Origin of the sequence: Paenibacillus sepulcri (genome assembly GCF_042647105.1) — a bacterium.
In the GTDB taxonomy this organism is placed as follows: domain Bacteria; phylum Bacillota; class Bacilli; order Paenibacillales; family Paenibacillaceae; genus Paenibacillus_Z; species Paenibacillus_Z sepulcri.
The window spans coordinates 1356943-1379181 of the sequence record NZ_JBHRUP010000001.1; the positions used below are offsets into that span (position 1 = coordinate 1356943).

Annotated in this window: 19 protein-coding genes and 1 other annotated feature (1 of these 20 only partly in view); of the genes, 1 reads left to right on the forward strand and 18 read right to left on the reverse strand. The window is 53.0% G+C overall.

Translation table 11 applies throughout. The features are described 5' to 3' along the window. Nucleotide 1: 1 nt before the first annotated feature. The 16 genes from ACFOLF_RS06330 to lspA all read right to left on the reverse strand — a co-directional run bounded on the left by ACFOLF_RS06330 (nt 2) and on the right by lspA (nt 17502). Nucleotides 2–1081 carry an efflux RND transporter periplasmic adaptor subunit gene (locus tag ACFOLF_RS06330; protein ID WP_210046541.1) on the reverse strand — a complete coding sequence of 360 codons (1080 nt, stop codon included), beginning with the start codon at nt 1079–1081 and terminating at the stop codon, nt 2–4. After that, the gene (locus ACFOLF_RS06335) at nt 1047–1847 is read right to left on the reverse strand and encodes an ABC transporter ATP-binding protein (RefSeq protein ID WP_210046542.1); all 801 of its coding nucleotides are present in this window, start codon (nt 1845–1847) and stop codon (nt 1047–1049) included. The genes ACFOLF_RS06330 and ACFOLF_RS06335 overlap by 35 nt, the downstream gene beginning before the upstream one ends. Before the next feature lie 378 nt (nt 1848–2225). Next, nucleotides 2226–3056, reverse strand: coding sequence for an ABC transporter permease (locus ACFOLF_RS06340; protein WP_379114343.1), 831 nt, complete (start codon nt 3054–3056; stop codon nt 2226–2228). Further along, nucleotides 3040–3858, reverse strand: coding sequence for an ABC transporter permease (locus ACFOLF_RS06345; protein ID WP_210046543.1), 819 nt, complete (start codon nt 3856–3858; stop codon nt 3040–3042). Before ACFOLF_RS06345 ends, ACFOLF_RS06340 begins: the two co-directional genes overlap by 17 nt. Further along, nucleotides 3858–4871, reverse strand: coding sequence for an ABC transporter ATP-binding protein (locus ACFOLF_RS06350; protein WP_210046544.1), 1014 nt, complete (start codon nt 4869–4871; stop codon nt 3858–3860). Before ACFOLF_RS06350 ends, ACFOLF_RS06345 begins: the two co-directional genes overlap by 1 nt. Nucleotides 4872–5109: 238 nt before the next feature. Continuing rightward, nucleotides 5110–5355 carry a hypothetical protein gene (locus ACFOLF_RS06355; RefSeq protein ID WP_210046545.1) on the reverse strand — a complete coding sequence of 82 codons (246 nt, stop codon included), beginning with the start codon at nt 5353–5355 and terminating at the stop codon, nt 5110–5112. A gap of 262 nt (nt 5356–5617) precedes the next feature. Further along, nucleotides 5618–6265 carry an orotate phosphoribosyltransferase gene (gene pyrE, locus ACFOLF_RS06360; RefSeq protein WP_379114346.1) on the reverse strand — a complete coding sequence of 216 codons (648 nt, stop codon included), beginning with the start codon at nt 6263–6265 and terminating at the stop codon, nt 5618–5620. A gap of 1 nt (nt 6266) precedes the next feature. After that, nucleotides 6267–7001, reverse strand: a complete 735-nt coding sequence (gene pyrF / locus ACFOLF_RS06365; RefSeq protein ID WP_210046546.1) for an orotidine-5'-phosphate decarboxylase — start codon at nt 6999–7001, stop codon at nt 6267–6269. Between the two features lie 67 nt (nt 7002–7068). Then, nucleotides 7069–10284: a carbamoyl-phosphate synthase large subunit gene (gene carB / locus ACFOLF_RS06370; protein ID WP_210046547.1), complete on the reverse strand. Its 3216-nt coding sequence runs from the start codon at nt 10282–10284 to the stop codon at nt 7069–7071. Then, entirely contained in the window at nt 10271–11416 is a 1146-nt protein-coding gene (locus tag ACFOLF_RS06375) for a carbamoyl phosphate synthase small subunit (RefSeq protein WP_210046548.1), read from the reverse strand. The genes carB and ACFOLF_RS06375 overlap by 14 nt, the downstream gene beginning before the upstream one ends. Nucleotides 11417–11550: 134 nt before the next feature. Next, the gene (locus ACFOLF_RS06380; RefSeq protein WP_210046549.1) at nt 11551–12843 is read right to left on the reverse strand and encodes a dihydroorotase; all 1293 of its coding nucleotides are present in this window, start codon (nt 12841–12843) and stop codon (nt 11551–11553) included. A 52-nt stretch (nt 12844–12895) separates the two neighbouring features. After that, nucleotides 12896–13795, reverse strand: a complete 900-nt coding sequence (locus ACFOLF_RS06385) for an aspartate carbamoyltransferase catalytic subunit (RefSeq protein ID WP_210046550.1) — start codon at nt 13793–13795, stop codon at nt 12896–12898. 18 nt (nt 13796–13813) lie between these two features. Next, nucleotides 13814–14380, reverse strand: a complete 567-nt coding sequence (pyrR, locus tag ACFOLF_RS06390) for a bifunctional pyr operon transcriptional regulator/uracil phosphoribosyltransferase PyrR (RefSeq protein WP_210046586.1) — start codon at nt 14378–14380, stop codon at nt 13814–13816. Between the two features lie 281 nt (nt 14381–14661). Further along, a complete protein-coding gene (locus ACFOLF_RS06395; RefSeq protein ID WP_210046551.1) occupies nt 14662–15897 on the reverse strand; it encodes an LL-diaminopimelate aminotransferase in 1236 nt (411 codons plus the stop codon). Between the two features lie 119 nt (nt 15898–16016). Next, entirely contained in the window at nt 16017–16970 is a 954-nt protein-coding gene (locus ACFOLF_RS06400; protein WP_210046552.1) for an RluA family pseudouridine synthase, read from the reverse strand. Then, the gene (lspA, locus tag ACFOLF_RS06405) at nt 16936–17502 is read right to left on the reverse strand and encodes a signal peptidase II (RefSeq protein ID WP_210046587.1); all 567 of its coding nucleotides are present in this window, start codon (nt 17500–17502) and stop codon (nt 16936–16938) included. The genes ACFOLF_RS06400 and lspA overlap by 35 nt, the downstream gene beginning before the upstream one ends. A 185-nt stretch (nt 17503–17687) precedes the next feature. Here lspA and ACFOLF_RS06410 point away from each other — a divergent pair, with 185 nt between their 5' ends. Beyond that, a complete protein-coding gene (locus ACFOLF_RS06410; protein WP_210046553.1) occupies nt 17688–18395 on the forward strand; it encodes a TraR/DksA C4-type zinc finger protein in 708 nt (235 codons plus the stop codon). A gap of 50 nt (nt 18396–18445) precedes the next feature. Here ACFOLF_RS06410 and ACFOLF_RS06415 read toward each other — a convergent pair whose 3' ends face one another. Together ACFOLF_RS06415 and ileS are read right to left on the reverse strand one after the other, a co-directional pair. Next, a complete protein-coding gene (locus ACFOLF_RS06415) occupies nt 18446–18730 on the reverse strand; it encodes a DUF5665 domain-containing protein (protein WP_379114353.1) in 285 nt (94 codons plus the stop codon). Between the two features lie 198 nt (nt 18731–18928). Further along, entirely contained in the window at nt 18929–22024 is a 3096-nt protein-coding gene (gene ileS, locus ACFOLF_RS06420; protein ID WP_210046555.1) for an isoleucine--tRNA ligase, read from the reverse strand. Between the two features lie 93 nt (nt 22025–22117). Beyond that, nucleotides 22118–22239: a binding site (T-box leader), on the reverse strand; it runs 247 nt beyond the window's last position.

Here is a 22239-nt window from a genome sequence, read left to right on the forward strand (position 1 = left end):
TCTATCGACCTACGACTTTCTGTCCAGGCGTTAAACCTTTTATAATTTCAATTTCTGTGGCTGTCTGCTCGCCAACCTCGACATCCACCTCGCGTTTGCCCTGATCGTCAACAACCTGGACATACGTGCGCGAACCGATGGTGCGGAGAGCCGAAGGAGGAATAACAATGACATTTTCCTTGCGCGATGTGGTAATGCTGATGGACAGAAGCGTTCCACGCACGGCCTTCGCCGGCATTTTCTCAAGCTCTACAATAAGAAAATCCTCAGGGCGCTCAGGCTTTTCCGGGGCATTGCCGTTACCGCCGCCACCGTTGCCCCCATTCTCATCCTCCTGTTCAACAACAGGCAGCTGCTTCACCGTGCCCTTGACCTCGCCGGCTCCGTTAATGTCTACAGTTACCGGCATGCCGACGCTGATTCCCGTCAGTTCTTCCGGGGTCATCTTGGCTCCTGCCGTTAATTGAGCCGTGTCCGCAATCACGCAGATCGGATCATAGGCCGTAACGGAATCGCCTTTCATCACCGACAAGGATACGACGGTTCCGGTAAAAGGAGCCTTGATCGTCGCCTTATCGATCTCAGCCTGGGCTTCCACCAGCTGCTGGCGCTTGGCCTCAAAATCGACGACAGCCATTTCAAAATCGACAGGGTCCATTTCATCCTTCTTGCGCAGCGTATCTTTCATCTGCACTTCGTCTTTCTTAAACTGCAGTTTGTCGGACCGCAAAGTCTTCACCAAATCATCGACGTCCAAGGAGGCGATAACCTGACCGGCTGTTACCTTTTGCCCTGCTTTTACGTTCAAATCCTTAAGGCGCTTGCCTTCAAGCGTAAAATACATCGTCTCTTCCCGCAGCGAGATAATCTTGCCGGTTCCCGTTGTTTTCGATTCAAGCGTCGTCGTCGTCACCTCATATTCCGGCTTCTTCGAAATTTGCGGCGGCGTGATCTCAGGCAGCACTTCCTCCGGGTCCTCATTGGGGAGCAGCGAGCAGCCGCTTGTGAACACGAGTACAGCCCCCAGAATAACTGCGGCTGTCCGCTTAAATGAACCTTCCGTCAACCATTTCGTAAACATGATCGGCAACCTCCAAAATCGTAGGATCGTGCGTTGTCATACAAATTGTAACTTGCTCCGTGCGGATAATCGTTTGAAAAACCGACATGATTTGGGCTGACATCTGCGAATCCAGATCCGCCGTCGGCTCATCCGCCAGCAGCAGCAGCGGACGGTGCGCGATCGCCTTGGCAATGGCCACACGCTGCTGCTCGCCCCCCGAGAGCTCAAAGGGTCGGTGATTCATCCGCTTGGTCAGGCCCACCAGCTCCAGACAATGATGCACCCGCGATTTCCATTCGCCCTTGGGCGTCCCGGCCATCCGCAGCGACAGCTCCACATTCTCATAGGCCGATAACAGAGGCATAAGCGCGAAGGCCTGAAAAATAAAACCCATCTGCTTGCGCCTTGTAGACGTCCTCTGATCATCATTCATCTTGTGAAAAGGCAGCTCATGAAAAAAAATCTGTCCCTTCGTCGGTTGATCTAGTCCCCCGATCATGTTGAGCAGTGTCGTCTTGCCGGATCCGGATCGCCCGCGAAGCATGACGAGCTGCCCGGGCTTTAGCTCCATGTTAATGCCCTTAAGAACATGAAGCGGCTGTCCGCCGGCCTGGAACGTCCGCTCTACTGATTCGACAGACAAGAGCGGCTTGCCGCTCTCTGCCAATTGCTTCAGTTCAGCCCTGACCTCTTGTTTAATCATCCCTGTTGGTTCAAGTGCCAGCTCTGCCGAAGGCTCGATAACGGCAACTGATTCAGTTTGTTTGCGTCTCCACAATGCCATGCTGGTATCCGTGACCCCCTTTCCCATTAGAATTCTTTAATCCCAATATACCGTATAGACGGAGCTCAAGGACAAAAAGTTACGAATAAAGTGGCACGATTAGATAAATTTTTAATAAAGTGGGAGCATTACCACATAAATTTCCTGAATTATGGATTTATCGCTTAAATACGCGGATATTTGAACATAGCAGACATCAAGAATAAAACGGCTATGCTGTCCTTTTGGAAGCACAGTTAGTTTCTTCCATTAGAAATATAAGCAAAGTATGGGAACGTTTTATACGTTGCTTAGATTTGAACAAAGGCCGCCGTCATGTTGACGGCGGCCCGAACACAGTTCGATCCGGATGAAGGAAATGGCATTCCCGTTGAAGGATCAGCCCCGCATGGCGATGGCATTGCCTGATGTATAACGGCGCAGACCGATTTGAAAAAACACCACCGCTGCAGCAAACAGCAGAACAGTAATAGCTATGGCGCTGAATGCAAACAAAGGGTCAAAATGCTTCAGCATGCCTATGGGCAAATAGCTGATGAAACCGGCGGGAACCAGCGAGAACAACAGCATTTTGGCCAATCCCCGAAAAATATCCGAAGGATAGGTGGTGAGCGCAAGAAACCCGTTGAATACCTGCTGCGAAATCCCCTCGGAATTCCCCATGAAGAACGAGCAGCAGCCGGCAATAATCATGACCGCCATGAATAATACACCGCTGATAAGCATAGCGACTGTGAACAGCAGCGCCCCGATAATTGTATGGTCGCCCACCAGCAGATACACCACGATGCCAAAGGCAAAATCCCCTATCGCAGTAAGCGACATCCGGCTTGCAATGACATGGAGAAGCACGGGCTTCGGCTGCGACAGGTAGACATCCAGTTGACCTGCGGCGACAATCGACGCAATCCGGTGAAAGTTGCCGAATAGCATGCTGGCCCATCCAAAGCCGCCTGCACCGACAGCCCACAGCATCATCACATCGTTAAGATCCCAGCCATTGACAACCGGAAACCGGTTAAAAAACAGGCTCCAAAAGAACAACCACATAAAGTTATTCACAAACATCATCCCGGCCATGAGGAAAAAACTGATCCTGTATTCCATCGCCGATGCGAAATTCACTTTCCAGCAGGTCAGCAGAAAACGTACGTTTGACAGAAATGATCCGCCTGCTCTGCGGCTATCTGCCCTATCCCCCATTGACATGAAGCTTCGCCACCCCTCTCCGGTAGATGAAGATCACAACAGCCGCCATGATCGATATCCAGGCTGCTTGAATGGCAAACTGCTGCAGCATGGGCGCATGCTCATAATTGACGGCCGTCCGGGCGGAAAAATACAAGACGGCCTGAAAGGGCAGCCATGCACAAACCCGCTGCAGCCACTCCGGCATCAAATCGATGGGCAGCAGCATGCCGCCTACCGTAAACTGCAGCTTTTGCAGGACAAACTCCATTCCCCGGGTTTCCTCCACCCAGAAAGCCGTTAAAGCTACCGCAGCATTAAGCAGGAAGGCAAGGGTAAGCGAACCTAAGCTAAGAGACAGAAAACCGAGCCATCCAAGACCGAATGACGGCGCGCCGACGAATGTCCAGGCAATCAGGCTGCCCACCACCAGATGAACGGCAAAGCGAAAGACGGATTCCGCTATATACGAGATATAATGATAGCCGACATAAGACAGCGGCCGAATAAGCCGGATCGCAATATCGCCGTTCTTCACCTCTTCCTCGATGCGCAGGCAAAGGGAAGGAACCGCCATGGTCAACGCCTCGGTAAACACCAGATACCAGACGATCTGTTTGAGTGTAAAGCCCGAGATGACCCGCTCGCTGTCCCCTTCATAAGCTGCCGACCACAGCTGGGTAAAGACATAGAGAATGACCAGCAGAAAAATGGCGCGCATCGCAAAATCAGTTTTGTACGCCAGCTGCTGGCGCACGGTTATCCGGGAAACCGCTCCAGCCTTCATGCTTTTGGCCTGCCACTTCAGCAATCGTCCGTTCATTAGCCCTCTTCCCCTCCCGTCCCGGCCGCACTCATCCCGTAAATATGCTTAATAATCTCTTCCATCGGCGGATCTTCTATCGTCACATCCTCAAGCCTGACCTGCGTAAGCAGAGCGCCAAGCACGGTTTCAATATCGGTTTGCCGCAGATCCACAGCCAGCTTCATCCGCCTTCCTTCAGCCGAGACCAGGCTTGCTCCTGCTACCGCCGGCTGAACAGATCCCGTATGGGATGCGGCCAACGTTAATACGATCGTCTTGCTGTTCATGACGTCGCGCTTCAATTTCTCCACAGGCGCGTCCAGCAGAATGCCGCCATGATGGATGACTACCGCCCGGGCGCAAAGCTCCTCAACGTCGCCCGCATCATGGGAGGTCAAGAACACCGTCGTGCCTTCCTCGCGGTTGCACTGCCTGATCAGCTCGCGAATGCGCTGCTTCACCACAACATCCAGCCCGATGGTCGGCTCATCCAGAAACAGCAGCTCCGGTCGGTGAAGGAAGGTGACCGCGATTTCGCAGCGCATTCGCTCGCCAAGCGACAGCTTGCGGACCGGCGTATACAGATACGGCCCCAGTTCAAAGCGTTCAATCAAATCTGCGCGTCTTGCGAGATAATCGCTTCTGTTCAACTCATAAACCCGGCTGATCAGATCAAACGTATCAATCGGCGGCAGATGGTACCACAGCTGTGACTTCTGGCCGAAAACAGCGCCGATCCGGTACGAAAGCCGGGAGCGGTCGCGCCACGGCGTGAAGCCGAGCACTTCCGCGCTTCCCGAGGTGGGATGAAGGATGCCGGTCAGCATTTTGATGGTTGTCGATTTGCCGGCTCCGTTAGGGCCGAGAAAAGCGACCGTTTCCCCGGCATGAACGATGAGGTCGATGCCGCCCACTGCCTGCTTTTCCTCCCACTCCGGTCTGAATAAGGATCGGATACTTCCGCTCAGACCAGCCGATTTCCGTTTCACCCGGAACGTCTTGCATAATCCATTGGTTCGCAAAGCGATCATATTGTCCGTCCGCCCCCTTTTTATAAAATAACAAAAAAGACCTTCCGCAAACGCCGCCCACTAGAAGTGAGGCGGAACTTGCCGAAGGTCTTTTATCCCTACGGTGTAGCATGACTATCGTCCTTTGCCTGGTTTCGCTCGGTTCGCCCGGTGGCGGAGCCCTAGAAACCCTTCCGTTTAATGTAACATATTACTATCCCATAAACGGTTTGGCAAGCATTTTATTACGATCCATAAATTAGGCGGTAAATAATAAATCCTCCATCATCGTAACCAGCCTGTACTTCATTTGCTGGAGCTTATGGGCAGCCCGTTCCTTCCAGGCGTCATTGTCCATTCTTTTCAGCTTTCTCTCGATCATGCTGTAGGTTTCATCCATTTCGATGATTTCGTCAACCTTCGTTAGCTCCCGGTCGTAGATGCGTACACGGTAAAGCAAGTCGCCTGTAGTTTCAAATAAATGTTCAAAATAGGTGTTGTTCATATCGTTTTTCCCTCTCATTATCAGTTTCTATTGGGTGGATAAGCTATTGTATGCAGCAGCGTTTTTACTTATTACACAGATTTATAGGATTTGAACCAATTGAATGAAGAAGAAACTAACCTGCCGTCCTTTTGCCGGCAACGTTAGTTTCTTCCTCAAACATATAATAAGCAAAGTAAAGGTCAAATTTTATACTTTCTTATATTCAAAAAAAAAGAGAACATGGATGATTCCCATGTTCTCTGCTATGTTTGAGCGTCATTTATTGCCCGAAGGCTTGCGGATTCTCCCGCCATTCGAGCAGCAGCTCCACTTCACTCTGCTGCACCGCGCCGTTCTGTACGGCAACTTCAATCAATGCCGTATAGTTGGATAACGTATCCAGCGTAATATGTTGAGCGGCAAAAGCATCAATTGCCAGCTGGAACTGATACGTGAAGATGGCGATAACCCCCTGCACCTCGCAGCCCGCATCCCGCACCGCTACAGCCGCTTTGAGAGAACTGCCGCCTGTGGAGATCAGATCCTCGATCAGGACCACCTTTTGGCCTGGCGTGAAATGGCCTTCAATCTGGTTCGTCTTGCCGTGTCCCTTGGCTTTGTCCCGCACATACAGCATCGGGAGGTTCAGCTTCTGAGCCACCCAGGCGGCATGCGGAATTCCGCCTGTCGCGATCCCGGCAACGGCCTCGCAGTCCGGGTAGCGCTCCCGTATAACGGCTGCGAACCCTTCCGCAATCCGGTCACGGATTTCCGGATAGGACATCGTCAAGCGGTTGTCGCAGTAGATCGGCGATTTCAATCCCGACGTCCAGGTGAAGGGATCTGCGGGGCGCAGCATCACCGCGTTAATTTCCAGCAAGGCTTTGGCAATTTCAACAGGCAGCTGTTCCAATAAAGGTATCGTCATCTTATAGCATCTCCCTCAGAATGGATTCAAGCGCTTCCCGCGGATCGGGAGCAGCCGTAATGGGACGGCCAATTACCATATAATCAGTTCCTGCTTCGAGCGCTTCGCGCGGCGTCATAATCCGTGATTGATCATTGACGTCCGCGCCTGCCGGACGGATGCCCGGCGTGATCGTTTGAAAAGCTGCGCCGCAGGCGGCTTTGATGGACTGTACTTCCTGCGGCGACGCAACTACGCCGTCGAGTCCTGCCTGTTTGGCGATCCGGGCATAACGCAGGACGGCATCCTCGACACTTCCTCCAATGCCGATTTCCTCATTGAGCGTAAGCCGGCTTGTACTGGTCAGCTGAGTTACCGCAATAACCGCAGGACGCTTCTGGCTGCCGGCACTGTCAAATGCCGCATCCACCCCTTCAAGGGCAGCTTCCATCATCCGGACGCCCCCGGCTGCATGTACATTGAAAATATCAACCCCAAGCTTCGTGATGCTGCCCGCCCCGCCTTTGACGGTATTGGGGATATCATGCATTTTCAAATCCAGGAAAATCCGGTAGCCCCGCTCCTTCAGTCCCGCTACAAAGTCCGGGCCGGCGGCGTAAAAGAGCTGCATGCCCACTTTCATGTAGCAGGGAATACCCTCCAGACTGCGAAGCAGCCCTTCGGCTGCGGCGGCATCGGGATAATCAAGGGCTACCATAATGCGCCCTGCCGCTTCCTCACGAGACAGCTTAATCATGAACCCACCTCCGAAATTTTGCGAACGCATGGCAAAAGCCTGCTTGTGGGCAGGCTTTTATGGCCTTTTATTTCTGCAGAACCGGCATCGGACGGGATGAGAAGTTAATCGTCTCGAGCATATTCAGCAGCGCGCGAACGGTATCCAGCGAAGTCATACAGACAACGCCGTTCTCCACCGCTTCACGGCGGATGCGGAAGCCGTCACGCTCCGGTGTCTTGCCTTTGGTCAGCGTATTGACCACGAAATGCGCCTGTCCATCGCGGATCAGATCCAGAATGTTCGGCGAGCCTTCGCTGAGCTTGTTGACGGTTTTCACGCGAAGCCCCGCGGCTTTGAGCGATGCTGCCGTTCCGCCCGTGGCAATGATGTTGTAGCCAAGATCGTAGAAGCCGCGCAGGATTTCAAGCGCTTCCGGCTTGTCTTTGTCAGCCACCGTCGCGATGATCGCACCTGTTGGCGGAATTCGCATACCGGCGCCGATCAGCCCTTTGTACAGCGCTTTGGCATACTGCTGATCGCGGCCCATCACTTCTCCGGTCGATTTCATCTCCGGCGTCAGTGTCGGGTCAACGCGGCGAAGCTTCGCAAACGAGAATACCGGCACTTTTACCGAAACAAAGTCATCTTCCGGCCATAGGCCTTCGCTATAGCCCAGATCAACCAGCTTCTCGCCCAGAATGGCTTTGGTCGCCAGGTTGGCCATTGGAATGTTCGTCACTTTGCTCAGGAACGGCACCGTACGCGAGGAACGCGGATTGACTTCGATAACGTATACTTCGTCCTGGTAGATAACGAACTGGATGTTCACAAGTCCGATGACTTTGAACTCCTTGGCGATTTTAATCGTAATATCGACCATCTGCTGCTTCAGCCTGTCAGACAGAGACTGTGGAGGATATACCGCAATGGAGTCGCCGGAATGGACGCCCGCACGCTCGACATGCTCCATAATTCCTGGAATCAGCACGGTATCGCCATCGCAGATCGCGTCGACTTCCGCTTCCTTGCCGAGCATATAACGGTCGATCAGGACCGGATGCTCCGGATTGATTTTTACCGCCTGCTCCATGTACATGAGCAGCTCCTCATCGGAATAGACGATTTCCATGGCGCGTCCGCCAAGCACGTAGGATGGGCGTACCAGAACCGGGTAACCGAGTCCTTGAGCGGTCTCGACTGCCTCGCCGACGGAGATGACTGTCTTCCCTTCCGGTTGGGCGATATTCAGCTTGCGCAGCAGCGCTTCGAACTTCTTGCGGTCTTCCGCAGCGTCAATGCTTTCCAGATCCGACCCCAGAATGCGGATGCCGGCCTTGGTGAGCGGAGCCGCAAGATTGATTGCGGTCTGGCCGCCGAACTGCACGATGACGCCGATCGGGTTCTCCTGCTCAATGACGTTCATGACATCCTCGAAGAACAGCGGCTCGAAGTACAAGCGGTCGGAAGTCGAGAAGTCCGTAGAAACCGTCTCCGGGTTGTTATTGATGATGACCGCCTCATAGCCGGCGCTTTGAATGGCCCACACGGCATGTACGGTGGAGTAATCGAACTCGATGCCCTGACCGATCCGAATCGGACCGGAGCCAAGCACAAGCACTTTCTCCTTGGAGGTCTGGATGACTTCATTCTCTGTTTCATAGGTCGAGTAATAATAAGGCGTGGTTGCTTCAAATTCCGCCGCGCAGGTATCTACCATTTTGTAAACGGGATTCAGACCCTGTTCCTTGCGGAATTTGCGCACATCATGCTCATTGGCCAGATCCCTGTGATTGCCTTCCATGCGGATTTCCGCAATGGAGCGGTCAGAGAAGCCCTTGCGCTTGGCCTGGTACAGCAGCTCATAGGTCAGTACTTCAGCGCGGCGCAGTTCATCCTCGAAGCGGACGATGCCTTCGATTTTATCCAGGAACCACCAGTCGATCTTGGTCAAATCCTGAATATCCTGAAGCGCGTATCCGCGGCGGAAGGCCTCTGCTACAAGGAACATCCGCTCGTCATCGGGCTTCTCCAGCCGCGTGCGGAGCGTCTCCTCGGACAGTCCAGCCGCATCCTTCAGATGAATGCGGTGCGCGCCGATTTCAAGTGACCGGACCGCTTTATGAATCGATTCCTCGAATGTGCGGCCGATCGCCATCACTTCGCCGGTCGCTTTCATTTGCGTACCCAGCTTGCGGTTCGCGGACAGGAATTTATCGAACGGCCAGCGCGGAATCTTCGATACGATATAATCCAGCGTCGGCTCGAAGCAAGCGTAGGTCTGGCCTGTGACGGGATTGACGATTTCATCGAGCGTATAGCCGATTGCGATTTTGGCTGCCATCTTGGCGATCGGATATCCGGTCGCTTTGGATGCCAGAGCCGATGAACGGCTGACGCGCGGATTCACCTCGATGACATAATATTGATAGCTGTGCGGATCAAGCGCGAATTGTACGTTGCAGCCGCCCTCAATGTTCAGGGCGCGGATGATTTTCAGCGAAGCCGAGCGCAGCATTTGATATTCACGGTCGGACAAGGTTTGGCTTGGCGCCACAACGATGGAATCACCCGTATGAACGCCTACCGGATCGAAGTTCTCCATGTTGCACACGACGATACAGTTGTCGTTCGCGTCGCGCATAACCTCATATTCAACTTCCTTCATGCCGGCGATCGATTTCTCGACCAGACACTGGCTGATCGGGCTGTAGCGGATACCCGAGGCTACGATTTCTAGCAATTCCTCTTCGCTGTGACAGATGCCGCCGCCTGTTCCGCCCAGCGTGTAGGCCGGACGCACGATAATCGGATAACCGATTTCATTGGCGAAATCGACCGCTTCCTTCACCGTTGTCACAATAACGCTGTCCGGTACCGGCTGCTCCAGCTCGCGCATCAAATCGCGGAACAGATCGCGGTCCTCGGCTTTCTCAATGGCCGTCAGCTGAGTGCCGAGAAGTTTGACATTCTCCCGCTCCAGCACACCTGCCCGGGCAAGCTCGACCGCCATATTGAGGCCGGTCTGTCCGCCAAGCGTCGGCAGCAATCCATCCGGACGCTCCTGGCGGATAATTTGGGTAACAAATTCAAGCGTAATCGGCTCGATGTATACTTTGTCGGCCATATTCGTATCAGTCATGATTGTTGCCGGATTGCTGTTGATCAGCACAACCTCGAAGCCTTCTTCTCTCAGCGCCTGGCAGGCCTGCGTGCCTGCATAGTCAAACTCCGCCGCTTGTCCGATGACGATGGGTCCGGAACCGATGACGAGAATTTTTTTGAGTTCATTATTTCTGGGCATACTGCAGCTCTCCTCTCAATGACTCCGCAAGTTGTGCCTGACGCGGTCTCTGTGGGTTGTCTTTTTTATGGGTGCGGATCATTTGCAGGAATTCATCAAACAGGTAGCTGGAATCGAATGGACCTGGCGCTGCCTCCGGGTGATATTGAACCGAGAAAGCCGGGAACTGCGTATGCTTCAATCCTTCAATCGTACGGTCATTATTGTTGATGTGCGTCACTTCCAGCTGAGTGCCGCTCACTGAGTCTTCAAGCACGGTATAGCCGTGGTTCTGCGAGGTAATGTAACAACGGTTGGTTGCCAGTTCCTTGACCGGGTGATTGCCGCCGCGGTGCCCGAATTTCAGCTTCGAGGTATCCGCGCCGCAGGCCAGTGCGAACAGCTGGTGACCCAGGCAGATGCCGAACATCGGATATTCGCCCAGCAGCTCCTTGATGGTTTCAGCCGCATGCGGGACATCCTTGGGATCCCCGGGGCCATTGGACAGCTGTATGCCGTCAGGCTTCAGGCGGCGGATTTGGTCAGCCGTCGTGTCCTGCGGCACGACGATGACGTCGCAGCCGCGCTTGGTCAGCTCGCGGAGAATTCCGCTTTTTGCGCCGTAATCGATCAATACGATCCGCTCGCCTTCACCTGGGCTTGAGAAGATGCTTTTGGTCGAAGTGCGGGCCACCTGATCGGTCATCAGCGGAGTCAGGCCAAGACGCTCCTGCAGCTCTTCCACCCGCTCGGAGCCGGTCGTAAGAATGCCTTTCATCGTTCCAAAATGACGAAGTTTACGGGTAAGCATGCGGGTATCGATTTCGCTGATGCCGATAATGCCATATTCCTTCAGCAAGCGGTCAAGCGTATATTCAGCGCGCCAATTGCTCGGAACCGGCTCATGACGGCGCACAACAAATCCATGGATAAACGGACTGATGGATTCAAAATCATTGCGCGTAATGCCATAGTTTCCGATAAGAGGGTACGTCATCGTGACAATCTGTCCGCAGTAGGACGGATCTGAAAGGACTTCCTGGTAACCGGTAATGCCGGTGTTGAACACGACTTCGCCGGCCGACTGGCCATCCGCGCCGAAGCCAAGGCCTGTAAACAAAGTGCCGTCTTCCAATAACAATCTTGCTTGCATCCGTATCACTCCTAAAGGTTTGAAAGTTTTGCTTGTAACGCATCCTCAGCGTTTTCCTGCTCCTCTGACAGAAGAATAGGTTCGCATCAGACGCGAGACACTGATCTAAGTTGAGTATGTTTCTCTCTGTTATGTTACAGTTCCGACCAAACCACAGATCCGTCCACAATGGTCAGCACGGGCCACCCGGATAATTTCCAACCGCCAAACGGCGTATTATTGCTTTTGGAAACGAAGCTTTCCGGATCAACCGTCCGCTCGTTCTCCAAATCGACAATCGTCACATCCGCTGGCGCTCCGATTTCAAGCCTGCCGCTGCTGAGTCTGAATACCCGCGCAGGGTCAGTTGTCATTCTCTTGAGCAGGAAGCCCAGCGTCCATTTGCCAGTCTGCACAAATTTCGTATACAGGAGCGGAAAAGCTGTTTCAAAGCCGACAATTCCGAACGGCGCAAGCTGCATGCCGCGCGCCTTCTCCTCTGCACTATGCGGCGCATGGTCGGTCACGATCATGTCCAGCGTTCCGTCCTCGAGTCCTTCGATAACCGCTTCGACATCGCGGGGTGTCCGCAGCGGAGGGTTCATTTTCCAATTGGCATCCATCCCCGGAATGTCCTCATCCGAGAGAACCAGGTGATGGGGGCATACCTCGGCAGTTACTTTAATCCCGACCTGCTTGGCGAGCCGGATCAGACGAACCGACTGCTCGGTGCTTACATGGCAGACATGATAGTGGACGCCTGTCGATTCCGCCAGCAAAACGTCCCGTCCGACATGGATGGCCTCCGATTCGTTGGGAATGCCTTTCAAGCCGCTGCGTTCAGCGAATTTGCCCTCGGAGACGAACAGGCCTTCAACGAGTGAGTCGTCTTCGCAGTGGGCAATAACCGGCATGTCCATGGAAGCTGCCAGCGCCATGGCGTTTTTCATCATTTGCGCATTCTGAACGCCCACGCCGTCATCGGTAAAGCCAACTGCGCCAGCTTCCTTCAGCGCTGCAAAATCGGTCAGCTCGCGGCCAAGCTCGTTCTTGGTTATAGCCGCATAAGGCAGCACCTTAACGACGCCTTCAGCTGCAGCCTTGTCCAGAATGTACCTGACGGTTTCCGGCGTGTCGGTAACCGGTCGGGTGTTGGGCATACAGGCAATCGTTGTGAAACCGCCTTTGGCAGCAGACCTGGTGCCTGTTGCGATATCTTCTTTATGTTCAAAACCGGGATCGCGCAGATGAACGTGCATGTCGATCAATCCTGCGGAAACCAGCTTTCCTGCCGCATCCACAACTTCATATCCAGCTGTATCCGGAATCCCTGCTGCGCCGTCTTCGATAGCGGCAATCAGGCCATTCTCAATCTTCACATGTCTGGTTTCCAGCTGCTCTTTATTCTCATTCCATATTTGACCGTTTACTATCCATAAGGACCTCATATTTATTCAATTCTCCTTTTTGGCATTTGCATGCGATCTGATTAGCCGCTCCTTAAGCGAGCGCCCGCTCGATAACGGCCATCCGGACCGCTACGCCGTTCTGCATTTGCTGGAAAATCCGCGACTTCGGATGCTCCACCAGTACATCGTCGATTTCCACATCGCGGTTGATCGGAGCCGGATGCATAATGATGGCGTGATCCGCGATTGACGCTGCCCGCTCTACTGTCAGCCCGTACTGCTCCCGATATTCCCCGGCTGTTTGGAACACGCCGTTCTCATGGCGTTCCAGCTGCACGCGAAGCATCATCACCACATCGGACTTCAACGCTTCTTCGATCGTGACATATTGAACGTCGAGCTCGGAAGCTGCCATGCCTGGCGGGGCGCAAAACCGTACGTTCATCCCAAGCTTCCGCATCGCCCACAGGTTGGACCGGGCAACCCGGCTGTGCAGAACATCGCCTATAATGGAAACGGTCAATCCCTTTAATTCACCGAACTCCTTGCGAATCGTATAAAGATCGAGCAGCGCCTGTGTAGGGTGCTCGTTATTTCCGTCCCCGGCGTTAATCAGCGGCACCTTGACTCGGGTTGCCAGCTCCGCCAGCACGCCGATCGGCTTCAGACGGATGATCCCGGCGTCAATCCCCATGGATTCAAGCGTGCGCACCGTATCGTAGATCGATTCGCCTTTTTGCACACTGGATACCGCTGCTGAGAAGTTCAGCACCTCAGCTCCCAGCCGCTTCTGGGCGACCTCGAACGAGAATCTCGTGCGGGTGCTGTTCTCAAAAAACATATTGGCCACAAATTTACCCTGGAGCACAGGGGTTAGCTTGTCGGGCTGGGCTTCCCAATAAGCGGCGCGTTCCAGCAGTTCGGTTATTTCCTCCTGCGGCATATCCTTCAATCCCAGCAAACTGCGCTGTTTTACTATCGTTTCATTCATGCTTATAGCCTGCCCCCTTTAATGGATAATGGTCACTTTATCTTCATGATCCACTTCTTGAAGCGAGACCTGAATCTGTTCCTGCTTGGAGGTCGGCACGTTCTTGCCCACATAATCAGGCCGGATCGGCAGCTCGCGATGTCCCCTGTCCACCAGCACCGCCAGTTGAATCGTCTGGGGCCTGCCGCAATCCATCAATGCATCCATTGCAGCTCTGATCGTACGGCCCGTATACAGCACATCGTCGAACAAAATAATCCGCTTGTCCTGCACACTGATGACATTGTCGTCTTTGCTTGCCTCCAAGGATGAAGCTGACTGCTCTGAGCCGGAACCCGACCTTCCGCCGGTTCCTCTGTCATCGCGGTACAGGGTAATGTCGATTCCCTTCACCTCTACAGGGAGGCCTTCGATCTCGCGGATTTGCTCGGCGATTCGCTGCGCCAGATAAATGCCGCGTGTACGAATGCCGACGAGTACACAGTTATCAATGCCCTTGTTCTTTTCCACGATTTCGTGGGCGATACGCGTGAGAGCACGGCGGATCGCAGTTTCGTCCATAATGATGCGGTGCTGCCCATCCATACGCTTCATCCGCCTCCCTGACTCCAAGCGATGATCGGTCACAATAAAAAACTCCTTGCGGCCGTCGCAAGGAGTCGTTCAAATGAATGTTCCCTTCTCTTTCCGACAAGAGCCGTCTGCGCGCAAAAAGCCGCCAGCGGTTCTTGTCCGGGTTGCATGAGGAACATTCCATTATTCACGATACCTTGACAGCCTCTCTGGACTGAATTAAAGGTACTACTGTTCATTAAAGGAATTATCCCACGTTCGACAAATGATGTCAATACCTTACATGAGAGTTGTTACAGGCTGAGCTTCGTAATGCGTTCAACGGCTTTCTCGGTATTCTCGCGGCTGCCGAAAGCGGTAAGACGGAAGTAGCCTTGTCCGCTTTGGCCGAAGCCTACGCCAGGAGTTCCCACAATGTTGGCCTCGGACAGTAATTTATCGAAGAATGCCCATGAATCCATGCCGTTTGGTGTTTTGAGCCAGATATAAGGGGCATTGACGCCGCCGAAGACTTCCAGGCCAAGCGAAGCCAGTCCGTCACGGATAATACGGGCATTGGTCATGTAATAATCGATGGTGGCGGCAATTTGCTGCTTGCCTTCAGGGCTGTAGATCGCCTCTGCCCCTCGTTGGGTCACATAGGATACGCCGTTGAATTTCGTTGTGTGGCGACGGTTCCACAGATCATTGACGAGCAGCGTATTTCCGTCTGCATCTTTGGCCTTCAGTTCGCGCGGAACAATCGTGTAGGCGCAGCGGACACCAGTGAAGCCTGCTGTTTTGGAGAAGCTGCGGAATTCGATGGCTACTTCCTTCGCCCCTTCGATTTCATAAATGCTGCGCGGAACATCCTCTTCCTGAATAAACGCTTCATAGGCGGAATCATACAGGATGATGCAGTTGTTCGCTCTGGCATAATCCACCCAGCGCTTCAGCTCTTCCATGCTCAGCGTCATACCCGTCGGATTGTTGGGATAGCACAAGTAGATCAAATCCACTTTGCGGTCAGGCAGGCTTGGAATAAAGTCATTCTCCGAGCTGCATGGCAGATAAACAATGTTCTCGTACTGGTTTTTTTCTTTATTGAATTGACCCGAACGGCCTGCCATGACATTGGTGTCCACGTAGACCGGATATACCGGATCCTGTACCGCTACTACCGCATCCTGGCTGAAAATCTCCTGGATGTTGCCTACATCGCATTTGGAACCATCGCTTACAAACACTTCATTGGTTGCGATATCGATGCCCCGCGCTTTGTAGTCATTCTCAATAATGGCCTGAATCAGAAAATCATATCCTTGCTCCGGACCGTACCCGCGGAATGCATCGGGGCTTGCCAGCTCGTCCACGGCTTTGTGCATGGCTTTCACGACAGCATCAGGCAAACCGCGGGTAACATCGCCGATACCCAGGCTGATAATTTGCGCATTCGGATTCTCCTGGGTGAATTTGGTGCGGCGTTTGGCAATCTCGGAAAACAGGTAGCTGCCCTGCAGCTGCGTATAGTTGTGGTTAATTTGTGTCATCTGACTTCAATCTCACCTTTCTATGGCCGTTCGCGGCATAGTATGAATTGCTATCATCATAGCCTACAGACAGAACAAACATAATAAAGAAAATAGTGAAAAGTTTGCACTTTTCACCATTAACGCTGCCGCAATATCATCAATTCATGTTCAATGTCCTCTGGAATAGGAGCAGAAAACTCCAGATACTCTCCGGAACGGGGATGCGTAAAGCCCAGAACGGCCGCATGCAGCGCTTGCCCTTTGAGTGCAATCGTCTTGTTGCGTCCGTACATGGGATCCCCGGCCAGCGGGTAGCCGATGTATTTGAGATGAACGCGGATCTGATGCGTACGGCCGGTTTCCAGCTGCAGCTCCAGCAACGTAAAGTCCTCGCCCAATCTCTCCAGGACTGCAAAATGCGTAACCGCATGCTTGCTGCCCTTCTGGGTGACCGTAAACAGCTTGCGGTCCTGCGGATCCCGCCCGATCGGGGCATCGATGGTGCCATGCTCATGCGGCACTTTGCCGTGAACGAGCGCGATATATTTGCGCGTCACAGTGTGGTCCTTCAGCTGGGCTGCCAACGAGGCGTGGGCCAGGTCATTTTTGGCCGCCATAATCAGTCCGGAGGTGTCTTTATCTATACGATGTACGATGCCGGGACGAAGAACGCCGTTGATGCCGGACAAATCGGTACAGTGAAACATAAGCGCGTTAACGAGTGTCCCCGAATAGTGGCCTGGCGCCGGATGCACGACCATCCCGCGCGGTTTGTTGATCACGATGACATCGCTGTCCTCATAGGCAATTTCAAGCGGGATATCCTCGGGATCGATTACGGCTTGCTCCGGTTCAGGAATGACAATGGCGATATGCTCGTCGGCTGTAATCTTGTGATTGGCTTTAACCGTCCGTCCGTTCACCTGAATCGCACCGGTCCTGATCCATTCCTGCACCTGCGTGCGTGATGCCAGTCCTTCTTCAAGGCTTTCTGTTACATATTTATCAAGCCGCTGTCCTGTCTGACTCTCGTCAACCATGAACTCAAGCGGCTCATCATTGAATGGGTTGATGCTCTTGTTTGCTGTCATGTCCGTCTTGTCCATCCTGTCTGTCCTGTTCGATAGGCTCTTTGTGTTCATTCGAATCTCCGTTCTCATTCTTCATGGATAAAATGGCATCCAGCAAAATCAGCGCAACCCCGCATACGATCCCCGAGTCAGCCAAGTTAAATATCGGAAAGATGTAACGCCCAAAGGTAAATTGCAAAAAGTCGACAACATGGCCATAAAGCGCACGGTCGAGGAAGTTGCCTACTGCCCCGCCGAGCACCATGCCAAGGCCCACCAGTAACAAGGGCTTGCCGGTCTGACGGTTCTTCTGGAGATACCAGACTATTCCTGCCACAACTACCAGAGTGATGCAGACAAACAATACCTGCTGCTGCTGGAGGATGCCAAATGCCGCTCCTTCATTGCGGAGGGAGGTAATAATAAAAAATCCGTCGCCAAGCACATTGATTTTTTCACCGATTACAAGATTATTCTCGATTAGCCTTTTGGTAACCCAATCAATCACAAAGACGAATAAAGCGATCCAATAATAATATAATCTCAAAAACATCATGCCCCCTTGTCCCAAACATTGTAGCATATTCCACCTATTTGCCACCAGCGAATCCTTCATTGGCTTCGCCTGCCCCCGTTTGCCAAATGCCCCAGCGATGCCCACCTCTAAAATCAGGCATATCAGCGAAAGCTAAAGGCAATCCTGCACAGCTATACAAATGGAAAAGAGGGGCTGCAATCGTGAATACATTGACGATGAATCAGTTGAATATGCTGCGAAGCCAACTGGAAGCGGAGAAGAATGAAACTGCCCGGCGGCTTGAAGACAGCGATCATTACGGTCATGCCGACTCTCAACGGGATGAAACCGGAGAACTGTCGATGATCGATAACCATCCCGGCGATGTGGCAAGCGAAATCTATGAGCGTGGCAAGGATACAGCGCTTCTGGAGCAGGAGGAGCTGCGGCTGGAACGGATTGAAGCGGCATTGACGGCAATGGATAATGGCGTTTACGGCAGCTGCCTGGTGTGCGGCGAAGCGATACCGTATCAACGGCTGCAGGCGCTGCCCGATACCTTATATTGTGTGGAGCATTCGCCCAGGCAAGAGATATCAGAACGCAGACCCATTGAAGAGCAGGTGCTCACGCCTGCCTTCGGACATTCCAGCATGGATGAGCATGAGGGCTACAATGGCTTTGACGGGGAAGACGCTTGGCAAATCGTGGAGCAGTGGGGAAACTCCGACTCTCCGGCCATGTCCGAAAACCGCGACGTCGAGTCCTATGATGAAATGGGTGTTGAAGCGGGCGAACCAGACGGTTATGTAGAGCCGCTGGAGAGCTTCCTGGCTACCGATATTACCGGGAAAGTCGTCAGCGTGGTACGCAACCGTGAATATTACGATTATCTGAAAAACAATGAAGGAGACAGCGGGCTGGAATAGCCCTTAAACCTTATGTACAGAACTGGAAACGAACTTGCCGTTCTTATAGGTCAATAAACCTTGCCTTCGAGCTGATGCTGGACGATCCGTACAATATCGGCGATATAGTCGCCGACAATCGGCAGGTTCAGGGCGCCAAGGAACTGCAGGATATAAATAATCGTCGCCGCAAAAATGGAAAATCCCAGCGCGATGCCGACGCCGCGGAATATGCCGGCCAATAAATTGCGCCATATCAGGGAAAGCGGCCGATTAAGAAGCAGCACGTAATCCGCCATTTGCGAACGTTCCATATCCACGGCGACTTTCTCCAGCCGGCGGTCCAATATTTCCATCGAATGCTGGATGGCGTTCAGGCTTTTTGTTTCCTCGGTCATATTGAACCCTCCGTATGATCGTGGTAGTTGATGAGCAAGGCAAGAAGTAAAAAAACGCCCATGCAGATGCTGCCGGCGAAGCGGCATTTGCCGCTTCGCCGGCAGCATTCGCATGAACGTTAAGTCATATGCGGTTATTCATCCGTTATAATGCCCTTAACCGCCGATTAAAATTCCAATTTCTTTCTCTCCGAGCTTCAGCCGCTCCATTCCCTCGCTGCTTCCATAATCGACTCCGCTCAGCAGCACATTCTCCATCAGAACAGATTCGAATGCCTTCAGCGCCGCCGTCAGCTCGCCATCCACGTCAAGCGTCAGATGAACCCGCTTCTCAATCGGCAAATCCAGCTTCTTGCGTGTATCCTGAACTGCGCGGATGACTTCGCGGACCAAGCCTTCCTGTTCAAGCTCGGGTGTAATGTCGGTATTAACCGCCACCGTCAGCTGATAACCCGAAGCGGATGCAAAGCCCGCCTTGGCCTGTTTCTCAACCAGCAGCTCATCGAGTGCAATTATCAATGTTTCACCTTCGGAGGAGGGATAGACAAGCTCCCCGCTTTGCACCACCGCTTGAGTCTGCTCCGGCGTCAGCTGCTTCAGATAAGCTTGAATGCCCCCTACCAGTTTGCCGTATTTTTTACCCGCAACCTTCAGGTTCAGCTTAAAGGTGAAATCCACAAACCCGCTGTCGCCGCTTGCAATTGCAATAGTCTTGATATTGATTTCGTCCTTGATGATGTCTTCATACGCTGTAAGATCGAATTCACGATCCAGTGCAATAATCAACTCGGATAACGGCTGACGGGTCTTGATCCCCGTTTCGTTGCGGACATTGCGCGCAAGCTCGACAATCTGACGGGCGGTCTCCATATCACGCTCCAAGGTTTCATCGATTGCGGAGTCATCGGCTTTTGGGTAATCGGCCAAATGAACGCTTTCCGTACTGCCGCCCAGGTTGCCGTAGATGTCTTCCGCGAGAATTGGCGCATAAGGGGCAATAAGCCGCGAGAGCGTGAGCAGAACATGATGCAGCGTGCCGTAGGCATCCAGCTTGTCATCCGTCAGGCCGCTTCCCCAGAACCGGTCGCGGGAACGGCGGATATACCAGTTGCTTAATTCATCGACGAAGACCTCTATGGCTTTGGCCGGGTTGAGAAAATCATTCACCTCAAGCCCCTTCTCCACCTGCTTGATCAAGCTGTTCAACCTCGACACAATCCAGCGGTCCAGCTTTCCTGAAGATTCCCGGTATGGATGCTTGGAAGGCTCATATCCGTCAATCGACGCATACAGGGCAAAAAACGCATGAGTATTGACGATAGTGTCCATTACTTTCGATTTGGCTTCGCCAACGATCCCCCGCGAGAACCGTTTGCTGTTCCATGGCGCGCTGTCAGACAATAATGCCCAGCGGAACGCATCGGCTCCATATTCATCGAGGATTTCCCACGGGTCAATGACATTCCCTTTGGACTTGGACATTTTCTGCCCGTTCTCGTCAAGCACATGTCCGGTTGAAATAACCGCTTTGTACGGAGCCTTGCCGTTATAAAGCGTTGATACGGCCAGCAGGCTGAAGAACCAGCCGCGCGTCTGGTCAATGCCCTCGCAAATAATATCTGCCGGGTACTGATCCGCAAATGCCGCCTCGTTCTCAAACGGATAATGCTGCTGCGCGAACGGCATCGAGCCGCTGTCAAACCAGACATCGATAACCTCAGACGTTCTGGTCATCACACCGCCTTCGCAATGCGGACAGTTCAGCTTAACTTCATCCACATAGGGCTTGTGCAGTTCAATGTCGGGAGAGATGGGTTCTACCGAACGCGCAACCAGATCCGCCCTGCTTCCAGGCGCATGCTGTCCCCCGCAGCTGTCGCAAACCCAAACATTAAGCGGCGTTCCCCAGTAACGGTTGCGGCTGATGTTCCAGTCGACGAGATCCTCAAGGAATTTGCCGAACCGGCCTTCCCGGATATGCCCCGGATACCAGTCCACCTTGTTGTTATTGGCAATCAGTTGTTCCTTCACCGCGGTCGTTTCAATGAACCAGCTCTCTGTTGCATAGTAGATAAGCGGCGATTTGCAGCGCCAGCAGAACGGATAGCTGTGTTCGTACCGCTCCTTGGAGAACAGCAAACCCTGCTCGCTGAGCATCTTGACAATATCGATATCGCAATCTTTTACGAAGCGGCCTGCCAGATCAGTCACCATGTCCATATACCGGCCGGCATTGTCCACCACATTCAGGAAGCTGACGCCATTCTGGCGGGCCACTTTGTAGTCGTCCTCTCCATGGGCCGGCGCAATATGAACAATCCCTGTACCGCTCGTATCGCTGACAAAGTCACCGGGAATGACGAAGTGCCCGTTATCCAGCGCGGCGTAGCGGAATGGAGGCTCATATTTCAAGCCGAGCAGATCAGCCCCTTTTACAGTGGACTCGATTTCATAGCCGCTTTTCATTACACTTTCCACAAGGCCCGCTGCAACGATATACAGCTCCCCTTCTTTTCTCACCCGGACATAGTCCAGCTTCGGATTGACGGCAAGCGCTACATTCGCCGGAAGGGTCCAAGGAGTTGTCGTCCATGCCAGCACATACGCGCCGGAATCGGTCAGCTTGAATTTCACCGTTGCGCTGAGATCCTTTACATCTTCATAGCCCTGGGCAACCTCGTGAGAGCTGAGCGTTGTCTGGCAGCATGGGCAGTAAGGGCTGACCCGGTGACCGCGGTACAGCAGCCCTTTGCCATGAATCGTGGATAAAATATGCCATACGCTCTCAATGTAGTTGTTGTCCAGCGTAATATAAGGCTTGTCCATATCGGTCCAATAGCCGATCGCTTCCGTCAGATCACGCCACTGCCGTTCATACTCAAAGACGCTGTCCTTGCATTTTTTGACAAAGGCTTCGATGCCGTATTTCTCGATTTCCTGTTTGCCGGAGATGCCCAGCTGCTTCTCCACCCCAAGCTCGACAGGCAATCCGTGCGTATCCCAGCCTGCTTTGCGCACAACACGGTATCCGGACATTGTCTTGTAGCGGCAAACAAAATCCTTGATTACCCGTCCAAGCACATGGCCGATATGCGGCTTGCCATTGGCAGTCGGCGGACCTTCGTAAAATACAAAATTAGGTTTCCCATTACGATTTTCGATCGATTGCTCAAATGTCTGTTCTGCTTTCCATCTGCCCAGTACCCGGATATCGCGGGCTCTTGCACGTTCCTTTACATCTACGCGCTGCATGCTATACAGATCCCCTTTCTTATTTGAAACATTCATTGAAAGACCATGCGAAAAATCTGACTGCTGTGACAACAAAAAAAGCCCCATCCCCTGGAAAGGGACGAGGACCTGCTCGCGCTACCACCCTTGTTCCAAGCATAATGATAAAAGTGAATCCAACATGCCGCTTCCTTGCCGGGCATTGTCTTTCTCACATTTACATGCTTGACACTTGT

Excerpts from the sequence above, each read along its gene's own strand:
- ACFOLF_RS06380 (WP_210046549.1), bottom strand. The coding sequence starts at position 12,843 with ATGAGGTCCTTATGGATAGTAAACGGTCAAATATGGAATGAGAATAAA.
- ACFOLF_RS06335 (WP_210046542.1), bottom strand. The coding sequence starts at position 1,847 with ATGGCATTGTGGAGACGCAAACAAACTGAATCAGTTGCCGTTATCGAG.
- ACFOLF_RS06395 (WP_210046551.1), bottom strand. The coding sequence starts at position 15,897 with ATGACACAAATTAACCACAACTATACGCAGCTGCAGGGCAGCTACCTG.
- carB (WP_210046547.1), bottom strand. The coding sequence starts at position 10,284 with ATGCCCAGAAATAATGAACTCAAAAAAATTCTCGTCATCGGTTCCGGA.
- pyrE (WP_379114346.1), bottom strand. The coding sequence starts at position 6,265 with ATGACGATACCTTTATTGGAACAGCTGCCTGTTGAAATTGCCAAAGCC.
- ACFOLF_RS06375 (WP_210046548.1), bottom strand. The coding sequence starts at position 11,416 with ATGCAAGCAAGATTGTTATTGGAAGACGGCACTTTGTTTACAGGCCTT.
- pyrF (WP_210046546.1), bottom strand. The coding sequence starts at position 7,001 with ATGATTAAGCTGTCTCGTGAGGAAGCGGCAGGGCGCATTATGGTAGCC.
- ACFOLF_RS06355 (WP_210046545.1), bottom strand. The coding sequence starts at position 5,355 with ATGAACAACACCTATTTTGAACATTTATTTGAAACTACAGGCGACTTG.
- ACFOLF_RS06330 (WP_210046541.1), bottom strand. The coding sequence starts at position 1,081 with ATGTTTACGAAATGGTTGACGGAAGGTTCATTTAAGCGGACAGCCGCA.
- ACFOLF_RS06385 (WP_210046550.1), bottom strand. The coding sequence starts at position 13,795 with ATGAATGAAACGATAGTAAAACAGCGCAGTTTGCTGGGATTGAAGGAT.
- ACFOLF_RS06345 (WP_210046543.1), bottom strand. The coding sequence starts at position 3,858 with ATGAACGGACGATTGCTGAAGTGGCAGGCCAAAAGCATGAAGGCTGGA.
- lspA (WP_210046587.1), bottom strand. The coding sequence starts at position 17,502 with ATGTTTTTGAGATTATATTATTATTGGATCGCTTTATTCGTCTTTGTG.
- ACFOLF_RS06340 (WP_379114343.1), bottom strand. The coding sequence starts at position 3,056 with ATGTCAATGGGGGATAGGGCAGATAGCCGCAGAGCAGGCGGATCATTT.
- ACFOLF_RS06350 (WP_210046544.1), bottom strand. The coding sequence starts at position 4,871 with ATGATCGCTTTGCGAACCAATGGATTATGCAAGACGTTCCGGGTGAAA.
- ACFOLF_RS06415 (WP_379114353.1), bottom strand. The coding sequence starts at position 18,730 with ATGGAAATATTGGACCGCCGGCTGGAGAAAGTCGCCGTGGATATGGAA.
- ACFOLF_RS06400 (WP_210046552.1), bottom strand. The coding sequence starts at position 16,970 with ATGACAGCAAACAAGAGCATCAACCCATTCAATGATGAGCCGCTTGAG.
- ileS (WP_210046555.1), bottom strand. The coding sequence starts at position 22,024 with ATGCAGCGCGTAGATGTAAAGGAACGTGCAAGAGCCCGCGATATCCGG.
- pyrR (WP_210046586.1), bottom strand. The coding sequence starts at position 14,380 with ATGGATGGGCAGCACCGCATCATTATGGACGAAACTGCGATCCGCCGT.